The organism is Pseudomonas cichorii (assembly GCF_018343775.1).
Taxonomy (GTDB): domain Bacteria; phylum Pseudomonadota; class Gammaproteobacteria; order Pseudomonadales; family Pseudomonadaceae; genus Aquipseudomonas; species Aquipseudomonas cichorii.
In genome coordinates, this window is record NZ_CP074349.1 from 2,105,436 (window position 1) to 2,129,002 (window position 23,567).

Genomic DNA, 23,567 nt, shown 5'->3' on the forward strand with positions numbered 1-23,567 from the left:
CAGGAGTAATAACTATGGCTGGTACCGCTTCCCTCGGCGCTTCGATGTCCGCAATGACCCTGATGGACTCTACTGCTGCTGCAACCACAATGATGAACGCCGAAGCACAATCGAACAAAATGCAGACAGATACCATCAACGGTATCGCCAGCGCCTACCAGGATTCTGCCACCAAGGCGCAGAACGCTGCTCAGCAAACCGGTAAGGCGATCAACTACTAAGTGGTTGCCGTGCCCTCTTGGTTCACCCCAGGAGGGCTTCAACCTGTTCGGTTTCCAAGGAGTAAATCCATGATTCCTTCTTCTTCGTTAGGCGCTGCGCAAGGCACCACTTTCCAGAGCTCCTTCGCAAGTACGCAAATGTCTACCATGCAGTCCGACCCTAACGGAAGTGCTGGCAAGATCGCTTCATTGCTGGGTGATTCGCTGTTTGAAAAGTCGGGCAGCGGCGCCAACATCCGTAACACTGACAATCCGTTGCTTGGCATGGTTGCCGACTACATGGATCGCAATCCTGACGAGTTCGGAAAACCGCACGACGCCAATGGCAAGGTCAATGGCTGGCGCGACGAGCTGTCGGAAGACAAGTACCTCAACAGTAAGGAGAAAGAATCCTTCACTAAAGGTCTTGAAGGTCTGATCAACGAATTCCTCAGTGGCGGCTCCAAAGGCCAGAACGTCTCTGGTGGTTCGGGTTTCGGTACGGGGAACTCGGGTTTCAATACTGGTAACAATACCGGCACCCATTCCTCGTCGGGCTGTGGTGGTTCGGCAGCCAGCAACGGAGCTTCCGGTGGTGGCCTTCAGGAACTGCTGGCCGCATTGCTGGGCAGCCTGGGCGAGGAAAAACTCGACAACCTGCTGACGCCCAATACTGCCCCGAATGCCAAAAGCGGCCAGATGAGCTTCAACTTCGAGGACAAAGACGTTCTCAAGGAAGTCTCGCGCTTCATGGACATGCATCCGGAAGAGTTCGGAAAACCGGACGGCAAGTCGAAGGACTGGATGGGGGAGCTCTCCGAGGGCGACAACGTCATGTCCAAGGCTGAAGGCGAGCAGTTCCAGAAAGCCATCAACATGATCAAGGGCGAAATCAAGGACAGTGCTCAGGGCAATTCGCTGGGCGGCCTGTTTCCCAATGCGGAACAGAATTTCCAGAACGGTGGCGCCGGCAACACCTTGAAGACCGATGCGAGCATCGCGGCGGGCAACGTTCTGTCCGTTCTTGTTCAGCAAAGCGTCACCGACTATCGCGGTTGATCTGTAAACCTTCGTCTTGGCAGGAGAAAGCAAACATGGCCGTTACTCGCGTATCAACTCATCACACTGGCCTCTTCGAGACAGAGGTGACATCGCCACCGTCTGGCCCTACTCCTGCCGAGGCGGACATTGCCTGGTTCAATGCCGCCATGCGCTCTGCAGATCCCAAGCCTGCCAGCGATTCGCAAATGCTGGTATCGCCTATTTCCAAGGCATCGACCGCTTACCAGAAAGAGTCGGAAAGGGTTGATCGAGACCTGCAGCGAGCCGCTCGCTCGAGCGATCCGAAAATGGCAATGGATGCCAACCGTTCCCTGTCTTCCTTTTATCTGGAAAGCCTGCTCAGCGCCAAGCTGGTAAGCAAGGCGGCCCAGACTGTGGAAAAACTGACCAGTCTGCAATAAGGCCCCGACTATGCACCCCAAGGCAATCAGGCTGGCCATCCTTATGCTTTTGGCGTTAATGATGGCTGGTTGCGGCGACCGTATGGAGCTGCATCGCGATCTGACCGAGCAGGATGCCAACGAAGTGTTGGCAGAGCTTGCGGGTAAAAACATTGACGCGCAAAAGCGCCTGGACAAGGGGGGAGTCGCCGTCCTGGTTTCCACGCAGGATATTTCCCGTGCGGTGAAGGTGCTGGAGGCCGTAGGCCTGCCTCGCCGGTCACGCTCGACGCTGGGGGAAGTATTTCGCAAGGAGGGTGTGATTTCCTCTCCCATGGAAGAACGGGCGCGCTATATCTACGCCTTGTCTCAGGAACTGGAGCAGACCCTGTCGCAGATCGATGGTGTCGTGGTTGCCAGGGTGCATGTCGTGCTGCCTGAACGTATAGCGCCGGGGGAGCCGGTTCAGCCGGCCTCGGCTGCGGTGTTCATCAAATACCGCAATGATCTCGAACCCGACAGCATATTGCCGCGCATACGCCGCATGGTTGCCAGCAGTATTCCAGGCATGGCCAATGCGGACGAGAAAAAGCTGGCAGTGGTGTTCGTTCCTTCCCAGGGTTATCAGGAGTCGGTGCCGATGGTCAGTGTCGGGCCGTTCACCATGACGCGCGACCGCCTGGAGTTCTGGCAGTGGATGGCGGTGCTCTGTACGTTCGGGATCGCCCTGATGCTGGCTGGCCTGTGGGCACTCAACCCGCAATGGCGACAACGCTTCATGCCGCGGCCTGCTGTAGCGGCGGAACCGCCGAAATGAAAGTGAGCGAGCCGCAGGCGCTGGTCTGGGTATGTTGGTGGACCCAGGGCTGGCGCCAGGCCCATGATAGTTGGCAACTGCACGATTCGGCAGGCATGAGCGCTTCAACCTTGAGGCTGCTGGGGCAGGTCGATGACGCAATGGTCGACCGCTACCTGGGCATGACTTCGACCCTGCCGCCTGCACCCGATGCCCTGTTGTTGCCCTTGCTGGAGCTGACCGATGAGCAATGGGCGCTGGCACTCGAACTCTGTGTGGGGATCTGTGCCGGCAGTCGCCTGCCGCGGCCCGATAGCCTGGACGAATCGGCCTGGCTCTGGTGTCGGCGCTTGGGCAGGGCCTTGCAGCCCGGGCACTGGCTGCCTGAACACTGGGACGCTCGACAGCCTCGGGTTGCGGGCCTGAGTCTGTTGAAGGCGTGGGTCGGTGACCGGCTCTGGCAGCGACTGCGGGTCAAGTTCGCTCGCGATGCCGTGGATCAGGCCGAATGCCTGTCATTGGATGACATACCCAAAGCCAGATTGTGTGCCTTGTGGCAGGCCGTGGGTGGGTACGTTTTGAGCAACAGCATTGAGGAAAGTCCGCATGTTGACCAGTCGCAGTCTGACGCTTACCAGTAACCGCTCCACGGTTAACGAGCCGCTTCTGCGCCGGGAAGTTCTTGAGCAGAGCCTGCTGGCAGAAGAACTGCTGGAAGATGCCCGTGCCCGTGCCCGGGAAATCCTTGAAACTGCCGAGGCTGAGGCCGAGGCGTTGCGTCGGCGCTGCGAAGAAGAAACCCGTGCCGAGGTCTGGCAGCAGGCCCAGTCATTGCTCGATGATCTGCGCGAGCAACGGGAGCAGACACTGGCAACGATTGTCGAGGCGGCAGAAGATCTGGTTCAGCAGGCATTGCAGCTTGTGCTGGGCGAATTGTCGGACGGCCAGAAAGTCGGCGCAGTCCTGCGGCAACTGACCTCGGCCAGCCCCAACGAAGAGTCGGCCTTGATCTATTGCCATCCCGACCAGATACCGCTGCTTGCCCAAAGCCTGGAAGAGCAGGGGCAACTGGGCTGGACGTTGCGAGGTGATCCGAACCTTGACCTCGATGCCATCAGCCTGCGCACCGAACATGGGGACTTCAGCCTGAGCTGGAGCGCCCTGCAGCGTCATCTCTGGCCTTGATCGGAATATTCTGGAACCAAACTCCTGCGCTTGCCACTCAGTCATGAGTTCCCGAACCAGGAGTATCACCATGCTTTCTTCCGATGCACTCAGACGCCGTCTCGACAACAACTTCGAAAACACTCAAAAGGATCTGGACTCGGCTGCACTGAGTCTGGACGCCTTCTCTCCGGATGATTGGCACGCCTTCAACTCGGCTATCCGGCAGTCCTCGACTGCCAGCTGGGCTGTGAACCAGGAAATTGTGGTCAAGCACAACCTGGCCAAGGCAATCATCAATGAAATCCGCTGATCTGACCGTTGCTGTCGAGCGTTGGCTCGACAGCAACGAACCTGTCTTGCTGTTGCAAGTCGATCAGCAGCCGTTAAGCATCAAACGCAGCAATGCAGGGCTGATTTATCTCGCGCCGTTGAGCGCGGCATGGCGCGGCGGTGATGCGGGGCTCGAGGCCGCATTGCGCCTTTCCGGCCCCAGCATCAGGCGCTTTCGCGGGGCGTTGGCACTGGATCCCGAAACCAGTCACTTGTGCCTTGTGCAATACCAGCAGTTTCAGAGTACGGCATCGGTCATTCATGACATCGAAGCGCTGGTCAACCAGCGTGATGTCTGGGAGTCGATGCTTGAACCCAGGAAGGTGACCCCGCCAAGGCAATTCATGCGGCCTATGGCACTGAGAGGCTCTTATGTTTAAGCAATGCTTGAAACGACTGTGCTGCCTTGCACTGCTGTGCATGCAGGCAGAGGTTGCCATGGCCGCAGTACCTGAAGAGTGGCGCCAGTCTGCTTATGCCTATGAGGCATCCCAGACTCCTTTGAGCACCGTGCTGAAGGATTTTGCCAGCTCCTATGGCGTGGGCCTGGAGATGAATGGCGTCAGCGGTGTGGTGGATGCAAAGATTCGCGCGGGCAATGCCCAGGAGTTCCTGGATCGCATGGCCCTGGAACATCAATTTCAATGGTTCCTGTACAACGGCAAGTTGTACGTGAGCCCACAGTCGGGGCAAGTCTCGCAACGGCTGGAAGTATCTTCCGATGCCGCCCCCGACCTGAAGCAGGCGCTGACCGACATCGGCCTGCTGGACAAGCGTTTCGGCTGGGGTGAACTGCCGGATGAAGGCGTGGTGCTGGTCAGTGGTCCGGCTCGCTATATCGAGCTGATCCGCGGTTTCAGCAAGGAAAAGGTCAAGGCCGAAGAGAAGCAGCAGGTCATGATGTTTTCGTTGCGTTATGCCGCCGTGGCCGATCGCGAGATCCACTATCGGGAGCAGAGCATCACCATTCCCGGTGTTGCGACACTGCTCGACGGCTTGCTGGACAGCAAGCAGGTCGTACCGCCTTCACCCCAGGACCCGATGGCCAATATCCAGGCCTTGCAGGGCATGGCGGATATCGGCCGCAACAAGATCATCAACCTGGCCACCGAACGTACCGCCTCACGTGACAAGCCCAAGGCCGGCAAGACCTCCAGTAATCGCAAGGTGGTCGCCGATGTGCGCAACAATGCGGTGCTGATCTATGACAACCCGGAAAAGCGCGACATGTATCAGCAGTTGATCCAGCAACTGGATCAACCGAGCAATCTGGTGGAAATCGACGCAATCATTCTGGACATCGATCGTACTCAACTGAGCGCTCTGGAGTCTCGCTGGTCGGCACGTGCCGGCTCGGTAAACGTTGGCAGCTCACTCCTGACCGGTGGTTCGGCCACGCTTTCCATCAGTGATTTCGATCGCTTCTTTGCCGACATCCAGGCACTGGAAGGGCAGGGTGTGGCATCCGTGATCGCCAGGCCTTCGGTGCTGACTCTGGAAAACCAGCCTGCCGTGATCGATTTCAGCCGCACCGCGTATATCACGGCCACCGGTGAGCGGGTCGCCAACGTGCAATCGGTCACTGCCGGGACCAGCCTGCAAGTTATCCCTCGCACCATTGCCGGTGCGCAGCCCAACCGCTTCCAGTTGATCATCGACATCGAGGACGGCCAGCTCGATCGCTCCCGCGACGGCGAAACCCCGGATGTGAAGCGAGGCACGGTCAGCACCCAGGCGGTCATCAGCGAAAACCGTTCGTTGGTGATTGGCGGATTTCATGTCGATGAAACCGGCCAGCGCCATGACAAGGTGCCGCTGCTGGGGGACCTGCCTGTTCTGGGGCCGCTGTTCACGTCCAAGCGCCAGGAGGTTTCACGACGCGAGCGTCTGTTCATCCTCACGCCAAGGCTGATTGGCGACCAGATCGATCCGGCGCGCTACATCGCTACTGAAAACCGTCCACAACTGGACAAGGCACTGGCCCTCAGTGGCTCGCCCAACAGTCGCGAGCGCAAGAAAATAGCCATCTCCAACGCCTTTGCCGACCTGGTCAAGGGACGCATCCCGAGTGATGTTAAAGAGGCATCTTCTGGTGTGCGTCTGGGGGACCTGTGTAGAGTGGGGAGCGGGCTTTCGATTGATCCTGCGCGGGGTCAATGGTTTGGCGGTAATGGCTTCGATATTGCTGTTGGCGTCGTGCGTAATAACAGCAGCAAGGCTCAGGATTTCTCTCTGGCATCCTGCTCCGGGGGTCGTACACTTGCTGTAACAATGTTGCCTGCCGGGCGCCTTCAGCCAGGTCAATCAACTGAAGTGTTTGTGGCAACCCGGCCGGTGGCGACGATTGCGACACCTGCCAGTCCTGCCAGAGTATCAATACTGCCGCCTTGAAACCTATGGGATGGAGAACGGTTTCAGGCACAGTGACATCTATTGTTTAAATAGCGACACAACCCATTAACACAGTACTTTTCAGGGCCGAATTCAGTACAGTCCGTTTGTAGGGAGAATCCGAAATGAAGTTGTTACATGCAGGTGCCTTATTTATTGTTACTCTCTTGTTGAGTGCTTGTGCGACAATGCAATCATCTTGTTCTGCCAGTGAATGCCAGCAAGTTGACGCCAATAGTTCCGGCCTTAAAGTTTGGTGGTCTCCTGAACTGCGTAACGACGCAACTGAATACACTACGGTACATTTGAATGACTGAAACGATTCTGCGTAGTAGCGACCAGCGAGATTTCCTTGTCAGCATCGGCGAGCAGCAGCCGAGTACCTGGCAATGGGCCCCTGGCATCGATTTCGTGTATCGCAGAGACAGCGTGGGCTGGGGGCTGGCGCTGATGATAGAGCGCCAGGCGCAGCGGCCCAATCTGTTCTCCGACACGCTCAAGCGCCGCTTCGAGGACGTCGAGTCCTATGACGGTTACTATATCTGTCTGGACAATCAGCAACGGTTCGTCGTCTGGCACGAACTGGGTCGTGATTATCGACGCGAAGACACCTTGCATGGCCTGCTCAGTGAGTTCCTCACATTGACCGGGTTTAAACACTAGATTCAGAATATTTATTCCAGCCGGAACCGCTCGCCATTAATTTTCCACTCAGTTGTCGCACTGGATCCATTTTTTGAGCAACGACAAACTTGAGGAAAATTCAATGGCGAACTCCCAACGCGACGCGCAACGTTTTATTGCGCGTCTTAGTGAAACACTCGGTACATCTTTAACCCTCCAAAATGGTGTCTGCGCTTTGTATGACAGCCAGAACCGTCAAGCCGCCGTTATCGAAGTGCCCAAGCTCAGTGACAATGTGGTTATTCATTGCAGTCTGGGCCAAGTGCGCAAGAGCCAGGAAAACATGCAGCGTCTGCTCAACATCAACTTTGATGTTGCAAGTCTGCGTGGCTGCTGGCTGGCCCTTGATCAGCAAGAGCTGCGTCTGTGCACCCAGCGTGAACTGGCTCGTCTCGACGAAGTCCAGTTCTGCGATCTGGTCAACGGCTTCATGACGCAGGTCCAGCAAACCCGCACCACCGTTCAGCCCTTGCTGAATTGAGTATTTGTTTGGGAACCGTCTGTCGGCTGTTGCCACACAACGGTGAGTGCCACTACGAGGTCGATCCTCTCGATGGCACTACCCCCGGCCAGAACGGCATCGATTGCCGTACTCCGGACACTCTCAATGAAGGAACGAGGTAGAAAATGGCTGATATCGCGGGTATTTCGGGTTTTTCCCAAAGTGGTCTTTCCGGTCTTTCGGGACTATCGGGTGGTCTGGGCGGGGCTACAGCAGGTGCTGCCACGGGGCAGGGCGGACAATCCGCTCTGGAGCAACTGGCCGGCATGCTGGCTGAAATGTTGCTCGGTTCCGGTTCTGGCTCCGGTGGTGGTGCCGGCGCAGGTTCGGGTTCCGGTGCGGGCCAGACTGGCAAGTCGGGCCAGAGCGACATCGACTCCTTGCTGCAGTCCCTGCAAGGCGGCGAGCAGAAGGATGGCAGCTCCAAGGGTGCGAACGGCACCGGCGACGAATCGTCCAAAGAGCTGCTGACTCAGGTTCTGATGGCGCTGTTCGAAAAAATTCTTGGTGGTTCCGACTCTTCGTCGGGCACGGGCGAAGGCGGTGGCAACGGCGCGGGTTCCGGTTCGGGTTCGCCGGTAAGCGGTGCAGGCGGTGCTGGTGGCGGCACCAAAGGGCTTGAAGGTCTGGGCTCGGGCCAGGGCCTTGGTGGTGCCCAGGGCGCGGGTGGTGGTTCCGGCAGCGTCGAAGATCTGGTGAACACGCTGATGAAAAGTCTGGGTGGCGGTTCCATGGATAACGCAATCCAGCCGACCTCCGATGGCGGTGGCCAGGTATCCCAGGACGGCAAGCTCAAAGAGCTGCTGGAAATGATCGCCCAGTTCATGGACAGCCATCCGGAAACCTTCAACCAGCCGTCTGACTCCTCCAGCAAGGGGACTGGCGGCGGTGGCGGTGGCGGTGCTCCGGCTGGTGGTGGCGGCGGTGGGGCTCCAGCTCCATCTGCGGGTGGTGGCGGCGGTGCTCCAGCTCCATCTGTGGGCGGCGGTGGTGGCGGTGGTGCCCCAGCTCCATCTGTGGGTGGCGGTGGTGGCGGCGGTGCTCCAGCTCCATCTGTGGGTGGTGGCGGCGGCGGTGCAGCTCCAACTCCATCCATCGGTGGCGCGGCTCCGACTCCTGGCACAGGTAGCCCTGCAGGCACTGGTGCTGCTGGTTCATCCACGCCAGTATCTTTCCCGACTGCTTCGGGCAGCCCGACCGTAGTCAACGAAACGATCAAGGTAGGTCCGGGCGAAGTGTTCGATGGCCAGGGCAAGACCTTTACTGCCGGCCCTAGCCTGGGTGATGGCGGACAGGGCGAAGGACAGAAGCCAATGTTTGAACTGGCTGAAGGCGCCACCCTGAAAAACGTGACCTTCGGTGAAAACGCCGCTGATGGCGTGCACGTTCGTGCTGGCAACGAGAAGGCTGTAAACGTCGATAACGTTCACTGGACCAACGTCGGTGAAGATGCACTGACCGTGAAGGGTGAAGGCGGTGCCAAAGTCACTAACCTGAACATCACCAACAGCAGTGCTCAGGGCGCCAATGACAAGATCTTCCAGCTCAATGCCGACGCTAACGTGAGTGTGGACAACTTCAAGGCCAAGGACTTCGGTACTTTCATGCGCACCAACGGTGGGCAGCAAGGCAACTGGAACCTGGACCTGAAGAACGTCGACGCTGAAAACGGCAAGTTCTCCTTCGTGAAGAGCGACAGTGAAGGCCTGAACCTGACCACCAGCGGCATCAACCTGAAGAACGTAGAGCACCCTTACGACAAGCTGCCGGGTTCTACCAACCACAAGGAGGTCTGATATGACAGCCACGGAACAAAAGCCTGAAGAAGTCTCCTGGTCGTCATTGGTACGCAAGGGCGGTTACCTGACCCCAGATCAGCGTCAGGCGTTTGAAAATGCAATTGCTCTGGTCAACGAGCGTTTGCAGGCGACTCTCGACAAGCCGGGTAACCGGGTCAATGGCCAGTTCAGTCTGAACAATTACATTGACAGCCTGGAGTCGGACTTCAAGCGTGATGCAGGTGCTGACGAGTTACGTGGCGATGCTTCGCTGACAGCCTTCTGGATCGTGCGGTTGTTGGCTGATCGCTTGCTGGAAGCTGCGGGTGCCAAGCCGGTCGTGCACTGACAGTACGTAAGGCGGGAAACAAAACGGGCTCTTGAAGAGCCCGTTTTTTTATGGGCGCTGTTTGCATTTGCTGACTGGCACTACCCTGGTAGGAGCGAATTTATTCGCGAGAGGCCCGTGAAGCTGAAGAAATCTATCGTCCTCAATGACGTCTCGCGAATGAATTCGCTCCTACGGGAGGGGGGAATTCATTCGCGAAGGGCCATCAAATCCAATAAATATACGTCGTTTGAAACCCCACCTTGCGAATTCATTCTGCTCAAAACACAGACACAAAAAATCCCACAGGCGTTACTCACGCTCTGTGGGACGGGTACAGCGTTTACTTCAATCAATGCTTCATGAACTTCTCTTTCTCGAACTCCATGTAGATGATGGTCCGTGGAACCGGAGTGGCGTTGACGGCGAAATGATCCAGCGAGCCATCGAAAATCGCGCCTGTGCCCGGTTTCTGGTGATAGAACTCGCCCGCCACGTTCAGGTAGGAGTAGTTGGCTTCATTGGCGGCGCTGAGGGTGATGTGCATCTGCAACAGGCCTTCATCCGTCAGTTCCGGGTGACGGTGCAAGCTCAGAAAACTGTGAGGCGCCATACGGGCCAGGGCCACGACTTTTATGCCCTTGAGCGGCTTGAACAACTCCAGAGTGCGGGGCATGGTCGCCTGGGCCGGGCCGATAGGCGTGTCTCTGAACAGCAGCGCATATTGCGTCCAGTCACGGTTGCCTCCTTCGGCACCCCAGCCCTTGAGCCAGCCGTAATCGCCACCCTGTTGCAGGTGTTCGCTCAGTTCTTCGTGTACTTGCTGATGCTGCTTGTTGGTACGGTCGATATCGAGCAGAGGTGCATCCAGAGTCGCGAGCTCTTCCTGGATCACCGCGCAGTTGGCGACCAGGTTGGCCAGTTCCGGAAAATCGTCGAGAGCATAAAAAGCGGTAGTCATCTTGAGGTTCCTTTGAGCAGTCAAAACACAGAACAGGTGAGGCTCGCGGCGCAATTCTGTTTGCGCCGCGAGCCTGTTTTTTACGTCAGTGAACAAAGAACGGGAGCGGCTTAGCTCTTGAGTTCCAGTCCGCTTTTCTGCAGGTCTTGCATTACGGTTTTCTGTGTGTCCGATGCTCGGGAAATCTCACCGTTCACGAAGTACGCCTTGGGTTTGTCCTGATCCTCGCCGTAGGTGAAGTTCACCTTGGCCAGGGTCTTGTTCACGGCCATTGAGGCTGAGCTATTGGCACTGACCAATGGCGTGGGAGTGGTGAAACCTTCGGTCTGTGCTGCGCTCTTGAAGATCGAAATAGCCAGGACCCGCATGTTGTCGCGGTTGCTGAGCAGTTCGAACATTTCTTTTTGCGTGAGAGTGCCATCCCGGCTGCCGGCATCGACCCTGTCGAAGACATGGTCCTTGGGCTCCAGGCGAACCCGTGCCAGGGTGCCAGGCTGGCTTTGAAACTCTTTGAGTATCGACTTGAGTGCCGGGTCCTGATCGATCAGCTTGGCGATGTTCTCCGCGTTGCTGGTCTGATGATTGCCGTAAATCACACTCATGATCTTGGAAGTAAGGTTCTGCGAGTCCAGGCGCGCCAGGTTGGTGTAGTTACTTTCAAAGCGACCATTGTCCAGCACGCTGTGCTTGTTGACCGAGGCTTCCTGCTGGGCCGTGGAACGTTTCAGAGAACGCAATGCTGCGTATTGATCATCGTTTTCCGGCGTCTTGCTGGCAAAGAAGTCATTGAGCCCCTTCAGATGAATCTGGATTTTCTCCTTGGCACTGGCGTCCTTGTATTCCGGTTGTTTATGGTCGGCCAGTCGAGTCAGTTCGGCCTTCGAAGCCTTGTCCTTGAACGCATCGCCCAACGACGTTGCGAGTTTGGTCACATTGGCGGTGGTCAGCGGTGCCGCCTCCTTGAACTGGAACTTGATCCGCTTGGTTGTCTTGTCGTCAATGGAGGCGGTTCCAGTGATGCCGTTGGTGCTCGTGATTGCCTGAGAGCCGGGGGCCGAGCTCGGGGTTGGATTGGTATGGCCGCCGACAACCTGAGCGCGGGCGAAAAATCCGGCATTGAAGTTGTTGAGCAGACGAGGCCTGTTCTGGGATTTTTCATCCATGCGACTGGTATCGTTTTCCTGACTCAGTTTTTGCCAGGTGAAGTTGGCAAGATTGACGTTGGCGGTGAAACCGACACCGAAGCGTGCAGAGGCTGTCAATGGCTTGCTGTCATGATCCGAGATGCCCAGTTGTACGCGGAACTCGGTGTTGGCCCCCGCAGTCAAGTCGACATTGACCCGCTTCATTTCGTGGGCCTTGTGGTTTGCGCCTTCCTTGAGAACATCCAGTGCTGTCAGCTTGCCTGTGAAGAGGTTGTCGACGAACTGATCGATCTTTTCATCCGGCACTGTAAATGCCACACCGGTACGTTGGGTGTGGGTACCCGCAAGCGTTATATCGCCTCCTACGCGAAAGGCCAGTGCGCCACGTTTTTCATTGCCCAGATCCAGGGTGGTCAGTTTTGCGTATTCACCGGCGCTCGTAATGTCCGGCAGGACATCCTTGCCGGCTCCCACGGTACCGCTGAGCAGGTTGGCACGTTCACGAAGCAGATAGACTTCCACGCCCTTTTCGCCGCGCTCGGCCGCAAAGGCGTAATTGCGGGTGTTGGTGTACTGCCCGCTGGGGAAGGGGCCTGTCACGTGTTTGGCTATACCAATGAAGGGCGTGCTCAAGGTCATGCCGTAGCTGCGTGAAAGGCTGATTTCGTCGTCCGGAAATTCCAGCTGCTTAAGCGAGTTCTTGAATTTTTCAGCCAGCTCGGCCTGATCCTTGCTGCCGGTGGCGACGCGCATGTTGAGGCTGGTGGCGTGATCCGGCTTGTGGAAACCGTTCAGGAAAGCCTTGATTCCGTCGTAGGACTTTTCCAACTGATAGTGCTCGGTAAAACCCATGTCCGAAACGTGCTTGATCGGATTTTCGCCATAGGTCTTGTCGCGCAGATGGGTCAATTCGTGCTTGATGGCCTTTATCTGGGCATTCTTGTCGGGGCCATCAGGGAGTTTTTCAGCTTTGTCCAGCAGCTGTCCGACCTCATTGAGGGTCTTGATATCCAGAGCCAGGCGTGCCTTGGTCAGGGCATGTTCATCGTGGCCATGGCGACGCTTGCCCGCGGGGGTATCGGCATCCAGATGCTTCATTTTCAGGCCCATGCCCTGCAGGGACTTGAGCAATGCGCCGGTCGGGTTATCCGAGGACGGAGAGACTTTGTCCAGAGCACCCTGAGTCAGTGCCATCAGGTCATTCTTGGGTTCATTACGTTTTGGAGGCGCAGACTCCAGTTTACTCGCGGCTTTTTTCCCTTTTTCCGTGGGCTCTCCATGAAGGTTGAGCAGGCCTGCTTTTTCGCCCAGGGTCATGACCGCCTTGCGGCTGTGGTTTTCCAGCTCTTCGCGGAAAGACTCCAGGCTTTTGGTCAACTCCTTGCCTTCTTCACCGATATCCAGTTTGGCGATGCGAGTTTTCAGGTCGTGGCCGGCTTCCGGGGCCTTGCCTGGTGCCTGGCGGATTTCCTTCAAGTCATGAAACAAGGGGGACTGGGCATTGTAGACGTCTGCCAGACCGACCCGGCCATTGATCTTGTGGTCGAAATAGTTCACTACGTTCTTGGCCGGTCGTATTTCCAGATCGGGCTTGAAAACGTAAGCCTTGGTGAACTCTACCGTGCTGGATTTATTGCTTTGCTCTATACCGCTGCGGCCCAGCAGGTTGGAGGTATAGTTTAATGTGCCGACTCCGGGAATGCTCACCCTTGCCATGCTTTTGTCGAGTCGATTGAATATCGTGTTCAGTTCGTTCTGATCGGCAGGACGATGGTCAATGGTTTGCCATTTCTTGTCCTTGAGCTGATAGGCGCCGTTACCATTGGGGTCGTTTTTCAGCGAAACGCTGAGCGTGTTATCCACTTCTGTACGAATACTGGCTATCTCACTCCCGAAGCTGAGAGGGATTTTTTGCCATTTGGGCTCGCTGTCTGTTTTGGACTCCGATGCCTTGGGGCTTGAAGGTTTGTCCGCTGTTGCAGTGGAGGTTGAAGGTTTGTCCGCTGCTGCGGCGGATGTTGAAGGTTTGTCCTCAGCCGCTGTGGAGGTCGAAGGCTGGGACTGCAATGGCGTATCCGTCGGTTTTTTCTGCCAGTCCTCGTTGAGCATGAAGAACAGATCGCCATTGCTGGTTGCAGCATGCACGCCATTGGCGTCCAGGGTCAGGTAGGCAACAGTGCCTTCCAGGCCATGGCGGGTCATTTCAGTTGGATCGCCTTCCTTGTGGTGGGCGGTCATGCGGCCTTTGTCATCAAGGGCCACGAACTGTTTGTCGTTGTACATGGCAAAGTCTTTGATCACGCGGTCCTCCAGGCCCGCGATGGCATCGCCCAGTTCGACCTTGGTAGAGCGTGGCGTATCTTTCAGGTTGTGGGTGTCGTTGAAGGTGCTCTTGCCGTAGTCGGGAGTCACTTTCAGCTCGTGAACCTTGCCGTCCTTGAGCACATAGGCATTGCCGTCGATGCCGCGTTTCAGCGCATCGATATCTTTGACGCCGGTGTCTTTCCAGGCCTGAGTGGTCGTATCCCATGCCTGGATACTGCCATCCACCAGGCCTACGCGACCGTTCCTGTGCAGGTCGTAGATGTTTTCCGAAGTCGGCTCGCTCTTTACAGGCAGGCCCTGGGTATTTTCCAGAACCTTCACGTCCGAGAGGTTCCAGCCGCTCTGGAGGCTGGAGGTCTTTTCATCCAGGGTATGGGAGTGGACCTGGCCGGCACCGTCCTTGACCAAGGCATGCATCTGCCCGTCATCACCACTCATGAAACCGGTGACCTGATGACGCGCTCCCAGCTTGCCATCTTCTGGCTGGTAGTTTTTCTCCGGCATGAGTTTCAGGACGCCATCATCGCTTTTAAGCTCGTTGCGCGAGGCGCTGTACAGCTTGCCTTCGGTATCGGCGACGAACAGGCGATCCTTGGTCAGGCCGATGCTGCTGGCTTCGGACTTGCCATCGTTGAGGTTGAGGGTGATATGCAGCTCTGGCACTTCCCCCATCTTGCCCAACTGCAGGGTCTGGGTGTCCTTGCCCGCCAGCATGGCCACGGTTCCGTCGGAGGCAACCGAATGTGCCGCCAGATCCTTGAGTTGGATTTCGGGTTTTTTATCGCTGGACAGATTGATCAGCGAGTCGCCGCTACGGGCATAGAGCTTGCCGTCACCTTCCGTTGAAAGGCTGCTGAATTTTTTGTCGCCTGTATCGGGAAGGGGGGACCACTTGGAAGTGTCCGACTTGAACTGATAAAGCTTTTCATCATGAAGGCGCAGCGTCTGGCCGCTGCTGTCCTGATGGGCTCCGCTCAAGTGGGCAATGTGCGCTTTGTCCGGCAGGGCTTGTGTGACCGTCGATTTCAGGCCTTCGAGGTTCATCGAGTTGCCCTGGCGTTGGAGCGTGACGCTGCCAGGTTTGCTACCTGACGGTACATCCAGCGATTTACTGCTGCGCAACAGGGTGAAGCCTGTTTCACTCTGCTGCATCTTGAGCAGGTGGCCCTTGGGTTCCAGCAGGACCTGATCGTTGCCTTTCCCCGTGTAATGATGGGCCAGGTAGGTTTTATCCTTTTTGCCAACGGTATCTTGAAGCAAGGTGTTCAGCGCCGGTGGGCTGAAGTTCTCGAAACTGGCCTTGCCTTTCTTGTCCAGAGTGACCGCGTTGCTATCGGGTCTGGGGAGGGACTCGCGGCCTTCGTTGAGGGCCCGGCCCAGGCCATCGCTGCCACTGAGTCTGGTATTCGATCTGCTTCTGGCCTGAGCTGCGTTCTGAAGCGCCTGCTCATCACGGGAAAGCTTCGGTGATCCGGTTTCGGTAATCTCCTGCTTAGATGATGTACCGGCCTCTTTCTGGATTGGCGTTTCTTTGGCTGACTCGCCTGCGCTGCTCTTGCCTTCGGCTTTATTCGATTTCGAGGATTCGGCTTTAGGTTTGCCCATCAAGGAGTTTTTCAGTGCGCTGTTGCGCAGTGGCCAACCCATCTCCTCTGTTTTCAGCACAACCGGGTCATTTTGTGCCAGAGGCATGGCTTCTGACTTGACGCTGCTTTCTGCGTTGCTTTCGGATTTCTTCGATTTCGAGGATTCTGCCCGGCTTTCTCCGCCCCCAGAGCGCCCCAATTTATCCGAACCGCGCAGGCTTGAGCCCGCCCCGCGCATACGCTGTGCTGTGGCTTGAGCGGCCTGATCGCTGGCGTCCTGATTCTGTATCTCGGACTGTCCGCTGCTCTGCACGCCGATCTTTGGCGTGGCCTGCAGGTCCTGAGTCACCGGGCCGGTTTTTGTGGTTGAGTGCTGACCCAGTTTGTCCAGTGAAGTGGCTGTGCGCTGTGTCGGTGGCTGGTTTTGCTGGTTGAGGCCTTGCGGGTTGTGGCCCGAGGACGTCGCGCCATGTATCTGGCTCGTGCCGGGTGTGTTGTTAAGCGGAATCATGAGCATTCTCCGTGTCATGGACTGACCGGAACAACCTCGCGATGGCTGTCCGGCCGTAAAGGAAGGTTTCCTTTGCCCTGAGTGGAAATGCCCTGTGACTTGGTTCCAGCATGGCGATGCCGTTTGCGGCTTTGCCTGGCTTATGGGACGAGAATGCTTCTCTTTGAAATACCCGGCTACAACTGTGTCGATATTGATACGTTCGGAAACTGTTATTTTCCCGCCATGACTGCACCAGCGCCATCCTATTGATGCTTGTGTATCGCAACTCAATACATTTGTTTACCCCTCACCCTGGCTGATCAGCAGCAGGTGAATGTCCGTGACCCTGTTTTTCAATCATTCGACCAGATTATGGGCGCCGAACCCGTTCGCCCCTGAAAAGACCTGTAGCTCCAGGATGGAATATGCAAAACACTGTGATTCGCTATAACTGCGTGGGCTGCGGGATCTGCTGCAAAGGCCGGCTCATACCCCTGACGCTGACCGAGGCCGAGCAATGGCTGGCCCGCGGACATGATGTAGCGGTGGTGCTGGAAGCCTTCAACGAGCTGACCTGGCCAGCCGACTCAAGACAATATGCCCACGGCGCAGGCCGGTCGGTCGCGGTCAACAGTGATGACAGCAGCATCCGCGTTATCGCGGTGTTCGTTGCCAATGCGCTCGACCAGTGCCCGAATTTGCGTGCGGATAACCTGTGCGGCATCTATGAAGAGCGCCCGCTGGTGTGCCGGATTTACCCAATGGAAATCAATCCGTTCATTGAGATGAGCAGTGACAACAAGATCTGTCCGCCCGAGTCCTGGGGCAGTGGAGACATTCTTTGTACCGACGGCGTGGCCAACCCCGAGCTTCAGGCATTGGTCAACCGGTCCAGGCAAGCCGATGTGGAAGACGCCGCCACCAAGATCGCCGTTTGCGCGCAACTGGGCATCAAGGTTGCGAGCTGGAAGGAGAATGCATTCGCCGTCTATTTCCCGGAGCGTCTTAAGCTGATCGATGCGATACGCGACAGCAAGGAAGCCGCCGTGGATGACTGGACCGAGGGCTGGAAGGTACGGGTGGATGATTCAGAGCTGCGTGAGCGCCTGACTGCGCACCGGGTTCCGCTGGCCAGCAGTGACGCTGCCGATTATATCTTTCACAGGCTTTAACGCTTATTGCGTCAATAAATGGATGAATTCAATCCTATAAGTCCATCTTATCAATTAAATGAGTCGGCCATATCCTAGTGACAACAGGGCACATGCCCCAACCTCACACACAGGGCGTCGCTGACTCATGACTATTTCATCTTCCCTTAACCGCACTCATCACAGTATTCACGATCACCAGCACAGCTATTTACTGGCGGGTAATGACGAGCAGGCGCGTGCCATCGTCCATCGCACCCATGGCCGAGTGCATGGGCCTGTCACTCGCCTCATGAGTCCGAGTGACCTTGGCCAGATATTGAAGCCGTTCGTATTTCTCGACATCTTCAGCACTCTGCCAAACGCCAGACCGCAAGGCTTCGGCATGCATCCTCATTCCGGCATTGCAACGCTGACTTTCATGGAAGCTGGTGAAGTGATCTACGAAGACACCACTGGCAAGAAAGGTGTTCTACCCACAGGTGGTGTTGAGTGGATGAGTGCGGGCAATGGCATCTGGCATTCCGGTACGCCGGTCAGTGAAAAGGCGATGCATGGCTTCCAGTTGTGGGTCGCATTGCCTGCTGCTGAAGAAAACTCACCCCCCGAAAGTCATTACCTTGCCCCTTCGCAGATCCCCCGGGAAGGCCCGGCGCGAGTTCTGCTTGGTCGCTATGGCCATGCAGAAAGTGCCATCCCGGCACCTTCGGACATGACCTATCTCGCCGTGACGCTGAAAGACGGCGAACGGTGGCGCTTCACTCCGCCATCGGGTCATACCGTGGCGTGGCTGGCGGTCAGTGAAGGGCGACTTGAGGCCGGTAGCGCTTTGGATACCGGCGAGCTGGTGGTGTTTGAAGAGTCAAACCAGGCCATCGATCTGGTCGCGCAGGGCACAACCTCTTTTGTACTGGGCTCGGCTGTGAAGCATCCCCACGAACTGGTGATGGGTCATTACTCGGTTCACACCAGCAGGGAAGCCCTTGCACAAGGTGAAGCCGAGATACAGCGCATCGGTGCTGCTCTGCGGCGCGACGGGCGACTGGGCTAACACCCTTCAGCATCATTTCAGAACGAATATTTCAGCCAAAGTAAGGAGTTACCCATGAACATTCTTCACCTCGATTCGAGCATCCTGGGCGCCCATTCGGTCAGCCGCGCACTGTCTACACAGATTGTCGCAAAACTGCAGAGTGAAACGCCGAATGCCGTCGTGACCTATCGGGACCTGGCAGCAACGCCGGTACCGCATCTGTCCGCCGCTTATCTCACGGCTCTACAAGCCACAGGCGTTGATCACTCGCCGGAGATACAACGCGACCTTGAGATTGGTGCGGCCACCTTGCAGGAGTTTCAGGCTGCCGACACCATCGTGATAGGTGTCGCGTTCTACAACTTCACCGTGCCTACACAACTCAAGGCCTGGATCGACCGGGTTCTTGTGGCAGGCCAGACCTTCCGCTACACGGAGCAAGGGCCTGAAGGACTGGCGGGTGGAAAACGTGTCATCCTGGCGGTCGCACGTGGCGGTAACTATGGACCAGACTCGCCGATTGCCAGTATGGAACATGGCGAAACCTACCTGCGCACCGCGCTCAACTTCATCGGCATCACCAACCCCGAGGTCATCCTGGCCGAGGGTGTTGCCTTCGGCCCCGATCAGCGTGCTGCTGCGATTAGCGCCGCCGAGCAGCGGATTGCCGAGCTTTCTGTCTGATTCCGTAATACCGTCCCTGTCGGGCCGACCAGACCAAATCCATCTCGCTTACTTCTCCTCCGTAGCCAATCCAGGCTGGCCGCAATGGCTACCTGGACTCGGCGCATACGCCCAGCTTGACGACATTGCTGCGACACGCCAGCGATACGATCTGACTCCTCAAAAAACGCAGGTAGCCCAGGGATGATTTCAGCCTTGGGCACCACCAGCGGTACTTCTTCTTCCCGATACTCCCCCCAACTTAGAACACACCCCTATGACAGTAAAAAACTGTGCGCCCAATACCAAATCAACAGACGAACACCAACGTAACCTGGCAATTGCGGCGCTGAGCCTGTTTGTCTTGCTGGTTGTCGGGGCTATTTTCTGGCAGGTGTTGTATCTGCGGGACGTTCCACCCTCAGAGCCGACCACTGATGCCCTGATAGCAATGACGGTTACCGATGCGCCCGTGCGGTTGGCTGAATGGCCGGTCCATTTGAATGCCTCCGGTGCAATTGAGCCATGGCAGGAGGCGGTTATCGGCGCACAGGTCAGTGGGGTTCGACTCACTGAGTTGCTTGTTGGCCCGGGGGATGTGGTGCGTCGAGGCCAAGTGTTGGCGCGATTTGAAACCGAGGCCTTGCGCGCCGATGTTGCGCAATTGCATGCGGCACTCAGGCAGTCGAAAGCTCTGGCTGTACAAGCGGTTGCCAATCGTGAGCGCGCACTCAAACTCAAGGAAGTGGGGGCCATGAGCGAGCAGGACATATCGAACTCGGTGACCGAGGCTGAAACAGCCTTGGCACAGGTTGAGTCCAGCCAGGCTCAAGTGACGTATCGGGAGTTACAGCTCAGGTATGCAACGGTTGTATCGCCCGATGATGGTGTGATCAGTACCCGCACTGCAACGATTGGCACAGTAGGCGCGGTCGGCGATGAGCTGTTTCGGCTCATACGCCAGAGTCGACTCGAATGGCGAGGTGAGCTTACCGCTGCGCAGGCAGGGCAGGTGGCTGCTGGCCAGATTGTGACGTTGGCGCTGCCAGATGGCCGGGGCGCGCAAGCAACGGTCAGGCAAATGGCACCCGCGTTGAACGCTCAAACGCGCCTCGCAATGGTGTATGCAGACATCATTTCGGGCAGCACAGCGCGAGCTGGCATGTACGTACAAGGGCGCATTTCAGTGACGCAGCAGAATGCGTTGGTGGTGCCCGCTGGCAGTGTCTTTATCCGCGATGGGCATAGCCATGTATTCAGGCTCGATACGCAACAAGGTGCTGCGAAGGTATCTCTTCAGGTCGTGAAGACTGGCCGCCGTCAGGCTCAGGATGTAGAGATTGTGCAGGGTTTGAGTGAGGGCGATCGTGTTGTGGTACAGGGCGCCGGTTTTGTGAATGATGGCGACAGCGTAAGGATTGTTCAGGCACCTGCGGTTGCGATTTCTGCTACGACAGTTGCAAACGGAGCAGAGAAATGAACCTGGCTACCTGGTCCATACGCAATCCGATCCCCTCTATTCTGCTGTTTGCACTGCTTATCCTGGCGGGCACATGGGGGCTGTGGACGTTACCGATTCAGGATATGCCTGATGTCGATATGCCGGTTGTTCGCATAGCGCTTTCGCAACCCGGTGCTGCACCTGCTCAGCTTGAAACCGAAGTGGCGCGTAAAATCGAAGACTCTCTGGCCACACTGGATAGAATCAAGCACATAAGAACCTTGATCACCGAGAGTTCCGTGAATATTTCGGTGGAATTCGAGCTGGGCAAGCCTCTTTCCGATGCATTGATGGAATCCAGGGATGCCGTTGATCGTGTTCGCTCCGACTTGCCTGACGATCTACTGGAGCCGCAGGTAAGCGCTGTGCGTGCGAGTAGTGAAGCTATTCAGACTTATGCCATCGCCATGCCAGCCATGAACGAAGAGGCTTTGTCATGGTTTGTGGATGACACGGTAGCCAAGGTGATATTGGGGGTAAAAGGTGTCGGTCGTTTCGAGCGTATCGGTGGTGTGATGCGGGAAGTACGGGTGACTCTGGACCCCGCTTTACTCATCGCCCACGCTGCGACTGTCGGCGAAGTCTCGCTTGCATTGAGCAACGCTCAGCAGCAAAGCTCAGGAGGGCGCGCCAGACTTGGTGGTGGCGAACAGGCGGTGCGGACTATTTCACTGGCCGGCCAGGCTTCCGAGTTGTCGGCATTGCCGATTGCGTTGTCGGACGGACGATCACTGCGACTGGATCAGTTGGCAACGGTCACTGATACGGTTGCCGAACGCAGTCAGATAGCACTGTTGGACGGGAAGCCTGTTGTCGGTTTCCGGATCTACCCATCCATGGGGCAGGACGTTACTCGAATCGCAGCCGGTGTAAAGACGGCGCTGGCCGGGTTGCAGCAAAAGCGTCCGGGCATGCAGAGCACTCTGGTCACTAACAGCGTTGATTACACGCAAGAGCAATTCGATGGCTCGCTGTTCATGCTCTACGAAGGGGCGTTATTGGCTGTGCTGGTGGTCTGGTTCTTCCTGCGGGACTGGCGAGCCATGTTGATAGCCGCTTCGGCACTGCCTTTGTCGATTCTTCCGACATTCGCTGCCATGGCGTGGTTTGGTTTTTCGCTTAATACGGTAAGCCTGTTGGCGCTGGCAGTCATAGTCGGCATCCTGGTGGACGATGCGATTGTGGAAGTCGAGAACATTGAACGCCATGCACGCATGGGCAAGCCTATGGAGCAAGCAACGGCTGATGCTGTTACCGAGATAGCGCTGGCGGTGATTGCTACCACAATGGCGCTTGTCGTCGTGTTTCTCCCCACCGCGATGATGGGCGGGGTGCCCGGCCTGTTCTTTCGAGAGTTTGGTTGGACCGCAGTGGTTGCGGTGCTGGCTTCGTTATTGGTAGCCCGGCTGATTACTCCGATGATGGCAGTCCGGTTTCTGAAACCGTATCCCCCTCGTGCGGATGAATCCGAAGGGGGGGATGGCCGCGTGATGCGCACCTATCTGCGTCTGGCCAATTGGTGCCTTATGCATCGCAAATCCACGCTGGCCCTGACATTTGCATTCATGGTCGGTTCGTTGGCTCTCGTACCTTACTTGCCAACGGGTTTAATGCCGGCTTCTGACCGTGGATACACCACAATCAGCATCGAATTACCTCCTGGCAGTGCACTACAGGATACCCTGACAACCGCCGAAGCGGCTCGTGCCCGACTGGCCACGCTGCCTGGCGTCCAGAGGGTGTTATCTACTGTGGGGGCGGCGCAGGCGGACAGTGATAATTTACAGGGTGGAGACGTGCGTCGCGGAGCGTTGGATGTGACGTTGATGCCTCGCGCCGAACGTGGCGATCAAACGTCGATTGAAAACACCCTGCGTGCAGCACTGCAGAGTGTACCGGGGGCACGTTTTACCGTAGGCAGCGGTAATATCGGCGAACAAATGTCGATCATTCTGACCAGTGATGACGCTGTCGCACTGAAAGTCAGTGCTCAGGCTATCGAGTCTGAGCTTCGAGGAGTACGCGGCTTGTACAACGTCAGTTCTACGGCAAGCCTGGAGCGCCCGGAAATTACCGTCCGGCCCGATCTGGTAAGGGCTTCCGAGTCTGGCGTCAGTACAGCCGCAATTGGCGAGACGGTACGTATCGCAACGGCCGGAGATACGGACTCACGACTTGCGCGGCTCAATCTCGACAATCGACAGGTGTATATACGCACACAACTGCCTGAGGCTGTTCAGCAGGATGTCGAGTCCTTGAGCAATCTTCGAGTGCGGGGCCGCGAGGGGCTTGTGCCGCTTGGGAATGTGGCACACATCAGCATCGGCAGTGGTCCGGCACAGATTGAGCGCTATGATCGGCGCCGCTACGTGACCATCAGTGCCGAACTGGGTGGGACGCCCCTTGGCCAGGCGCTTGCTGACACCCTGGCTTTACCTGCGGTGCAAGCCATGCCGTCGAGTGTGCAGATTGTTCAGGCAGATGATGCCGAACTCATGGAAGAGTTGGGGCTTGGCTTCGGGTTGGCCAGCCTTATTGGTGTGGTGTGTGTTTACTGTGTTCTGGTGTTGCTCTTCAAGGATTTCCTGCATCCGGTCACCATTCTTTCGGCTATTCCTCTGTCAATGGGCGGGGCTTTTGTCGGTCTGCTCGTTGCGGATAGCGAGTTGAGTATCCCGTCAATGATCGGGCTTATCATGCTGATGGGTATTGTGACCAAAAACTCGATTCTGCTTGTCGAATACACGATTGTAACGATACGTGAGCAGGGCGTGGCGTTGAATACGGCGCTGCTTGACGCTTGTCACAAACGTGCGCGCCCCATCGTGATGACCACTATTGCAATGATCGCCGGCATGTTGCCGATCGGGTTGGGGTTGGGGGCCGATGCGAGTTTTCGCCAACCGATGGCGGTGGCAGTGATCGGCGGACTAATCACATCCACTGCTCTCAGCCTGCTCGTCGTCCCAGTGGTCTTTTCCTGTATGGAGAGTGCGCAGCGCCGGATTCGCCACTGGCTTTCTCCACGTTCTACGACAGGGCTCCTGCGTACTGTGTGACGATGGCAAGCCTCCCTGATGCTCGCACCTGT

General features: G+C 57.0%; 20 protein-coding genes. 18 read left to right on the forward strand and 2 right to left on the reverse strand.

Annotated elements, in window-relative coordinates:
• Positions 1-14 precede the first annotated feature (14 nt).
• From KGD89_RS09400 to KGD89_RS09460, 13 genes are all read left to right on the forward strand, one after another.
• Positions 15-221 (forward strand): hypothetical protein, encoded by a 207-nt coding sequence (locus tag KGD89_RS09400; RefSeq protein ID WP_025259526.1) that lies wholly within the window; start codon positions 15-17, stop codon positions 219-221.
• A 69-nt stretch (positions 222-290) separates the two neighbouring features.
• Complete coding sequence (locus KGD89_RS09405) at positions 291-1,259, forward strand: DNA-binding protein (protein WP_095067708.1); 969 nt, start codon at positions 291-293, stop codon at positions 1,257-1,259.
• Between the two features lie 35 nt (positions 1,260-1,294).
• The gene (locus tag KGD89_RS09410; RefSeq protein ID WP_025259528.1) at positions 1,295-1,663 is read left to right on the forward strand and encodes an EscI/YscI/HrpB family type III secretion system inner rod protein; all 369 of its coding nucleotides are present in this window, start codon (positions 1,295-1,297) and stop codon (positions 1,661-1,663) included.
• A gap of 10 nt (positions 1,664-1,673) precedes the next feature.
• Entirely contained in the window at positions 1,674-2,459 is a 786-nt protein-coding gene (sctJ, locus tag KGD89_RS09415) for a type III secretion system inner membrane ring lipoprotein SctJ (RefSeq protein ID WP_025259529.1), read from the forward strand.
• On the forward strand, positions 2,456-3,079 hold the full coding sequence (locus KGD89_RS09420; protein WP_025259530.1) for a hypothetical protein: 624 nt from the start codon (positions 2,456-2,458) through the stop codon (positions 3,077-3,079). Before sctJ ends, KGD89_RS09420 begins: the two co-directional genes overlap by 4 nt.
• On the forward strand, positions 3,045-3,623 hold the full coding sequence (gene sctL, locus KGD89_RS09425) for a type III secretion system stator protein SctL (protein ID WP_025259531.1): 579 nt from the start codon (positions 3,045-3,047) through the stop codon (positions 3,621-3,623). Before KGD89_RS09420 ends, sctL begins: the two co-directional genes overlap by 35 nt.
• 70 nt (positions 3,624-3,693) lie before the next feature.
• On the forward strand, positions 3,694-3,915 hold the full coding sequence (locus KGD89_RS09430; RefSeq protein ID WP_025259532.1) for a serine kinase: 222 nt from the start codon (positions 3,694-3,696) through the stop codon (positions 3,913-3,915).
• Positions 3,902-4,315, forward strand: coding sequence for a type III secretion system chaperone (locus KGD89_RS09435; RefSeq protein ID WP_025259533.1), 414 nt, complete (start codon positions 3,902-3,904; stop codon positions 4,313-4,315). The genes KGD89_RS09430 and KGD89_RS09435 overlap by 14 nt, the downstream gene beginning before the upstream one ends.
• Before the next feature lie 58 nt (positions 4,316-4,373).
• Positions 4,374-6,326 carry a type III secretion system outer membrane ring subunit SctC gene (gene sctC / locus KGD89_RS09440; protein ID WP_236249378.1) on the forward strand — a complete coding sequence of 651 codons (1,953 nt, stop codon included), beginning with the start codon at positions 4,374-4,376 and terminating at the stop codon, positions 6,324-6,326.
• Positions 6,327-6,635: 309 nt separating this feature from the next.
• Positions 6,636-6,989 (forward strand): hypothetical protein, encoded by a 354-nt coding sequence (locus KGD89_RS09445; RefSeq protein ID WP_025259535.1) that lies wholly within the window; start codon positions 6,636-6,638, stop codon positions 6,987-6,989.
• A 103-nt stretch (positions 6,990-7,092) separates the two neighbouring features.
• Entirely contained in the window at positions 7,093-7,491 is a 399-nt protein-coding gene (locus KGD89_RS09450) for a type III secretion system chaperone (RefSeq protein ID WP_025259536.1), read from the forward strand.
• A 146-nt stretch (positions 7,492-7,637) separates the two neighbouring features.
• Complete coding sequence (locus KGD89_RS26145) at positions 7,638-9,308, forward strand: pectate lyase (protein ID WP_025259537.1); 1,671 nt, start codon at positions 7,638-7,640, stop codon at positions 9,306-9,308.
• A gap of 1 nt (position 9,309) precedes the next feature.
• Complete coding sequence (locus KGD89_RS09460) at positions 9,310-9,639, forward strand: hypothetical protein (protein WP_025259538.1); 330 nt, start codon at positions 9,310-9,312, stop codon at positions 9,637-9,639.
• A 331-nt stretch (positions 9,640-9,970) separates the two neighbouring features.
• Here KGD89_RS09460 and KGD89_RS09465 read toward each other — a convergent pair whose 3' ends face one another.
• Together KGD89_RS09465 and KGD89_RS09470 are read right to left on the reverse strand one after the other, a co-directional pair.
• Complete coding sequence (locus tag KGD89_RS09465) at positions 9,971-10,579, reverse strand: aspartyl/asparaginyl beta-hydroxylase domain-containing protein (RefSeq protein WP_025259539.1); 609 nt, start codon at positions 10,577-10,579, stop codon at positions 9,971-9,973.
• Between the two features lie 110 nt (positions 10,580-10,689).
• A complete protein-coding gene (locus tag KGD89_RS09470) occupies positions 10,690-16,146 on the reverse strand; it encodes an AvrE-family type 3 secretion system effector (RefSeq protein ID WP_025259540.1) in 5,457 nt (1,818 codons plus the stop codon).
• Between the two features lie 407 nt (positions 16,147-16,553).
• On the opposite strand from KGD89_RS09470, the gene KGD89_RS09475 reads away from it, so the two are divergent.
• The 5 genes from KGD89_RS09475 (at position 16,554) to KGD89_RS09495 (ending at position 23,535) form a co-directional block, all read left to right on the forward strand.
• Positions 16,554-17,300, forward strand: coding sequence for a YkgJ family cysteine cluster protein (locus KGD89_RS09475; protein WP_025259541.1), 747 nt, complete (start codon positions 16,554-16,556; stop codon positions 17,298-17,300).
• Between the two features lie 127 nt (positions 17,301-17,427).
• On the forward strand, positions 17,428-18,330 hold the full coding sequence (locus KGD89_RS09480) for a pirin family protein (RefSeq protein WP_025259542.1): 903 nt from the start codon (positions 17,428-17,430) through the stop codon (positions 18,328-18,330).
• 54 nt (positions 18,331-18,384) lie between these two features.
• Entirely contained in the window at positions 18,385-18,996 is a 612-nt protein-coding gene (locus KGD89_RS09485) for an FMN-dependent NADH-azoreductase (RefSeq protein ID WP_025259543.1), read from the forward strand.
• A gap of 256 nt (positions 18,997-19,252) precedes the next feature.
• Complete coding sequence (locus tag KGD89_RS09490) at positions 19,253-20,455, forward strand: efflux RND transporter periplasmic adaptor subunit (protein ID WP_025259544.1); 1,203 nt, start codon at positions 19,253-19,255, stop codon at positions 20,453-20,455.
• Positions 20,452-23,535: an efflux RND transporter permease subunit gene (locus tag KGD89_RS09495; protein WP_025259545.1), complete on the forward strand. Its 3,084-nt coding sequence runs from the start codon at positions 20,452-20,454 to the stop codon at positions 23,533-23,535. Before KGD89_RS09490 ends, KGD89_RS09495 begins: the two co-directional genes overlap by 4 nt.
• Positions 23,536-23,567 lie beyond the last annotated feature (32 nt).

Coding starts and splice junctions, on each gene's coding strand:
- sctL (WP_025259531.1), top strand. CDS start 3,045: ATGTTGACCAGTCGCAGTCTGACGCTTACCAGTAACCGCTCCACGGTT.
- KGD89_RS09485 (WP_025259543.1), top strand. CDS start 18,385: ATGAACATTCTTCACCTCGATTCGAGCATCCTGGGCGCCCATTCGGTC.
- KGD89_RS09405 (WP_095067708.1), top strand. CDS start 291: ATGATTCCTTCTTCTTCGTTAGGCGCTGCGCAAGGCACCACTTTCCAG.
- KGD89_RS09460 (WP_025259538.1), top strand. CDS start 9,310: ATGACAGCCACGGAACAAAAGCCTGAAGAAGTCTCCTGGTCGTCATTG.
- KGD89_RS09490 (WP_025259544.1), top strand. CDS start 19,253: ATGACAGTAAAAAACTGTGCGCCCAATACCAAATCAACAGACGAACAC.
- KGD89_RS09465 (WP_025259539.1), bottom strand. CDS start 10,579: ATGACTACCGCTTTTTATGCTCTCGACGATTTTCCGGAACTGGCCAAC.
- KGD89_RS09495 (WP_025259545.1), top strand. CDS start 20,452: ATGAACCTGGCTACCTGGTCCATACGCAATCCGATCCCCTCTATTCTG.
- sctC (WP_236249378.1), top strand. CDS start 4,374: ATGGCCGCAGTACCTGAAGAGTGGCGCCAGTCTGCTTATGCCTATGAG.
- KGD89_RS09470 (WP_025259540.1), bottom strand. CDS start 16,146: ATGATTCCGCTTAACAACACACCCGGCACGAGCCAGATACATGGCGCG.
- KGD89_RS09400 (WP_025259526.1), top strand. CDS start 15: ATGGCTGGTACCGCTTCCCTCGGCGCTTCGATGTCCGCAATGACCCTG.
- KGD89_RS09480 (WP_025259542.1), top strand. CDS start 17,428: ATGACTATTTCATCTTCCCTTAACCGCACTCATCACAGTATTCACGAT.
- KGD89_RS09410 (WP_025259528.1), top strand. CDS start 1,295: ATGGCCGTTACTCGCGTATCAACTCATCACACTGGCCTCTTCGAGACA.
- KGD89_RS09420 (WP_025259530.1), top strand. CDS start 2,456: ATGAAAGTGAGCGAGCCGCAGGCGCTGGTCTGGGTATGTTGGTGGACC.
- KGD89_RS09430 (WP_025259532.1), top strand. CDS start 3,694: ATGCTTTCTTCCGATGCACTCAGACGCCGTCTCGACAACAACTTCGAA.
- KGD89_RS26145 (WP_025259537.1), top strand. CDS start 7,638: ATGGCTGATATCGCGGGTATTTCGGGTTTTTCCCAAAGTGGTCTTTCC.
- KGD89_RS09475 (WP_025259541.1), top strand. CDS start 16,554: ATGCAAAACACTGTGATTCGCTATAACTGCGTGGGCTGCGGGATCTGC.
- KGD89_RS09445 (WP_025259535.1), top strand. CDS start 6,636: ATGACTGAAACGATTCTGCGTAGTAGCGACCAGCGAGATTTCCTTGTC.
- sctJ (WP_025259529.1), top strand. CDS start 1,674: ATGCACCCCAAGGCAATCAGGCTGGCCATCCTTATGCTTTTGGCGTTA.
- KGD89_RS09450 (WP_025259536.1), top strand. CDS start 7,093: ATGGCGAACTCCCAACGCGACGCGCAACGTTTTATTGCGCGTCTTAGT.
- KGD89_RS09435 (WP_025259533.1), top strand. CDS start 3,902: ATGAAATCCGCTGATCTGACCGTTGCTGTCGAGCGTTGGCTCGACAGC.